Annotated in this window: 4 protein-coding genes; all 4 read right to left on the bottom strand. The window is 52.7% G+C overall.

Annotated elements, in window-relative coordinates; all coding sequences use genetic code 11:
- Positions 1 to 45 precede the first annotated feature (45 nt).
- A complete protein-coding gene (gene gspD, locus B2Z72_RS08380; RefSeq protein ID WP_296983963.1) occupies positions 46 to 1,959 on the bottom strand; it encodes a type II secretion system secretin GspD in 1,914 nt (637 codons plus the stop codon).
- Between the two features lie 12 nt (positions 1,960 to 1,971).
- Positions 1,972 to 2,850 (bottom strand): type II secretion system protein N, encoded by an 879-nt coding sequence (locus B2Z72_RS08375; RefSeq protein ID WP_296983962.1) that lies wholly within the window; start codon positions 2,848 to 2,850, stop codon positions 1,972 to 1,974.
- 55 nt (positions 2,851 to 2,905) lie between these two features.
- Positions 2,906 to 3,676: a type II secretion system protein N gene (gspN, locus tag B2Z72_RS08370; RefSeq protein ID WP_296983961.1), complete on the bottom strand. Its 771-nt coding sequence runs from the start codon at positions 3,674 to 3,676 to the stop codon at positions 2,906 to 2,908.
- A 166-nt stretch (positions 3,677 to 3,842) separates the two neighbouring features.
- Positions 3,843 to 4,100, bottom strand: a 258-nt coding sequence (locus B2Z72_RS08365) for a hypothetical protein (RefSeq protein ID WP_297004533.1), incomplete at its 5' end; no start/stop codon positions are given.

The raw sequence follows: 4,100 nt of genomic DNA, 5'->3' as shown, positions 1-4,100 counted from the left end.
GCCCCGTTTCCGGGGCTTTTTTATGTCTTATGACCGTCCGCTCAATCAGTCTTTCTGCTGCATCTGCACCGGTAAACCATCAAACAGCATATCCAGACGATTATCGATATCCTGTTCGCCCAGTTTATCCGACACTGAAAATTCCCAGATACCGTTGAATTTATCATGGGTCAGACTGCGAGCGGTGCCCGGGTTATCCACAATGGTCGGACGCAGGAATACCATCATATTGTTCTTGGTATGACTGGTGGATTTGGATTTAAACAGCCAACCCAGTACCGGAATATCACCCAGCAGAGGAACCTTGCTTTCGGTTTCTGTCACGTCATCACGGATCAGACCACCCAGTACAATGGTTTCCTGATCGTCAGACAGAATCATGGTCTTAATCGAACGTTTATTGGTGATTAAGTCGGCACTGCCATCAACACTGGTGGAGGATACCGATTCCGCCGTGGCTTCCACTTCCAGACGAATCGCTTCTCCGTCGTGGATGTGTGGTTTCACCTTCAGCGTAATACCCACGTCTTCACGGGTAATGGTAGTGAATGGGTTAGTGTTGCTGTTTGATGCCGTTGAGCCGGTACGGAACGGCACGTTCTGACCAACGATAATTTCTGCTTCCTGGTTATCCAGTGTCATGATGCTTGGCGTGGATAACAGGTTGGTATGCGAATTACTTTTCAGGGCATTCAGAATCACACCGAAATCAATCTGACCATCAATCTCACTGTAACCACCCAGCGTCAGACCGTTGCCCAGAGCACCGGCGTAATCCTGAGTGGCGATAGAGGTAGCAATACCGGAGAGGGAATTACCGGCTTCTGAGAAGTTAGTGGCAGCAACCGGATTATCGGTATCACCTAGCAGCCACTGCAGGCCCAGCGCGTCATTGATATCGCCGCTGATTTCTACAATTGCGGACTCAATCAGAACCTGAGCACGGCGCACATCAAGGGAGGCCACCAGCTCTTCCACTTCTTTCATCACCGATGGTTCAGCACGTACCACCAGAGCATTCAGCTCTTCATCAGCATAAATACCCGCGGTACCTTTAACCTGCTGTTCTTCCTGCGCGGCAGAACCGGAATTGGTTTCAGACATCAGGTTTTTCAGCAACTCAGCCAGTTTGGTGGCATCGGCATACTGCAGACGGATCACTTTCGCACTGCCAGAGAAATAAGACGGCTGATCCAGCTCTTCGATCAGTTTACGGATACGTTCACGGGCACTTTTTTCACCCTTAATAATCAGGCGGTTGCTGCGTTCATCAGCAACGACACGGATAGAACCTGCGGTATTTTCAGCATTAGCACTGCCGTTACCCTGAGACACTTTGGCCGGGTCCAGACTCTGCAGCATGGTCACAACGTTGCCAACCCAGGCTTCTTTCAGCTGCACCACTTCCAGCTCTTCACTGCCGGATTTGTCCAGACGATCAATGATCTGTTCGATACGGTTAATGTTGGCAGCGTGGTCAGAAATAATCAGCGCGTTCGCCGATTTAACCCCGGCCAGATGACCATACTTAGCCACCAACGGACGCAGAATAGGCACCAGATCCAGTGCAGGCGTGTTGCGGATCATAATAACTTTGGTCAGCATTTCCTGACTCTGATTGCCGGCGTTCTCGTTAAGGTCACGGCCAGCCTGCTTCACATCGTTCTGCTGTACGATCAGTACCACGTCACCGGCAGGAACGGCGGCATAACCCTGAACCTGCAACACGGATAAGAAGAGTTCATAAACACCTTCTTTGTCCATTGGCGCACTGGAAAGAACGCTGACCCGGCCTTTTACCCGTGGATCAACGACAAAACTTTTGCCGGTAATATCAGCAACCTGACTGATAAAAGCGCCGATATCGGCTTCTTTCAGGTTGATCTGCCAGTCTTTTTCTTCAGCCTGAACGACGCTGGCAAAAGCCAGAACTATCAGGAATACCCACTGCTTTAACACGTTCTTTTCCTTTTAATTCAGACTGTGCGTAACAGTCAAACGGCTGTCGCCCCGCTGCACTTCAATGCGGGCGTTACCTTCACTTTTTACCTGCTCAAGAATCTGCTGATCGCTGAGCGGATCCCCCAGTGACTGACCGTTGACCGACAATACAATATCGCCCGGACGCAGGTTCAGAGAATTCAGCATGGATCCACGCTGTACTTCATAGCCCTGTCCCGGTCCGACGGCTTTCAATCCCATCTGATTGAGCGTTGCTTCCGGATCATTTTCAGCACCTGAAGTGACCATATCGAGAAAATCACCGGCGTTCCGCACCCGCTTAAAGCGGTCACGCAGTGATACGCGGTTATTGTCGTCCCGCTCCCGGGCAGCTGGCTCTGAGGCTCGGGATACCGCGCGCACGCCAGTGGCCGGCGAGTCATCAAATTTCAGTGTCTCCAGCTTACCGTTGGTGTCGAGAATAACGCGGTCGTCATACACAGCCGCCAGTCGGGTCCGGCCCTGCACAGCATCCCCTACACGATAGAAATCACCGGCACCACCTTTCGGCGCAATAATGGCCGATGACGCTTTTTCATCAGAAGAGCGGGTCACACCCAGCAGATCCAGACGCAGCCGGGTATCCGGTGCATCCACCTGTTTAGCCACTTCCTGCACCGGTGCAGCTGTGTAGTCACCGAACAGATGATACTGAGCAGTGCCGGCCACCGTGTTCTGTGCACTCTGGCCATTGCCCTGGCTTGGCGCCTGCAGAATCAATGGCTGCGGGGCGATGATCTGCCAGGTCAGATGCGCCAGTTGCCACGCCAGCAACAGCGTCAGGGCAATCTTGCCGCCGACCAGCGTCCACCGCTGCCAGCTTGTCAGCACCGCTACCTCTTGTGTCAAAAGTCCTGCTCTCCGTCTTTATATTTTTCCCCGGCGCTTTCAGCGCGCGCCAAGGTTATAAAATCTTATGCGACACTTCAAAAATTACTGTGTCTTCATCCGCTTTGTTCGGCCATGTCTGACCCAGCGCGTCGATAAAACGACGGCGAACCGCAACGCCACCCCAGCCATCTGGCTGCATATAAGCCTGTAACAGTTGCTGGCCCTCGGTGGTATTGGCGCGGATCACGACTTTGTCACCGTCCATACCGATATCACCAATCACCATTGGCATATTGGCTTCCACCGCTTTGTTATCCACCGGCACGCTGACAGCACCACCGCTGAATACGATACGTCCGGCAAAACCGGCAAACGAGCGCTCGGCCAGATTCATTTCACCATGCAGCTGACCCAGCTCAAAGTTGCCGGCCACACTGATGCGGTTTGGTTTCAGCAAAGGCGCAATCACTGCTGACTCCAGATAGCCACTGGCGTCATTGATCACCACCTGCTGACCCATGCCGAGCTCAGCGTCGGCATTCAGCCGCAGTCCCTGGCCACTGATATCCAGATTCACTGCGGCAGTGCCGGTCAGCAGGCTCAGAGGACTCAGTGTCCAGTGGGCGTCCAGCTCACCCAGAGCACGCATCTGAGGTACGGTGAGTGTGACATTACCGTCCCATAATGTGCCACTGATATGACCGATCTTTACCGGCAGACGCTGCACTTTGGGTTCCACAAAACCCCAGACGAAATGTAAAGGCGTATTGATGGCGAGAACAAATATGAAGGTCAGAAGGCCCAGTAACAAATACCAGCGGGCTGCCCAAATGGCTTTAAACATGACGTTGACTGCGGTCCCTATCCAAAACAGCGGATCATTCTACTTAACGGGGGCGGAAAAATTAATGTAACAATGTGACATTCCTATAAAAAAGAGGCATTTACCACGTAAATACCTCTTTTCTTTCCTACTTTTGATGGACTGTCCGCAAAAATCCGGCCAGATTCTATTCCAGCAGAGCGATTCCATCGTGCTTTCCACCCCAGGTAAAAGCAGCTGAACGTAAAGCTGGCTGGCCTTCCCGGGCTTCGATCACAAAGCGATACTCGCCAGCGGCAAGCGGGTTATACCAGCGACTCTCATACTTCGCCATGCCCTGATCGTCATCCTGCAGGTAGCGGACTTCCACATCATAGCCATCGTCGTGCACCGGCTCACCATTGACGACTAAAGGCAGCCACTCACCGCCCAGCCGCTGCTCGAC

The sequence above is a fragment of the Thalassolituus sp. UBA6592 genome (assembly GCF_002433655.1).
In the GTDB taxonomy this organism is placed as follows: domain Bacteria; phylum Pseudomonadota; class Gammaproteobacteria; order Pseudomonadales; family Oceanobacteraceae; genus Venatoribacter.
The sequence above is the reverse complement of the archived record's forward strand: the minus strand, read 5'-3'. Positions and strand labels throughout refer to the sequence as shown.

Bases quoted from the DNA above. Each gene is read 5' to 3' on its own strand.
- gspN (WP_296983961.1), bottom strand. From the start codon at position 3,676: ATGTTTAAAGCCATTTGGGCAGCCCGCTGGTATTTGTTACTGGGCCTT.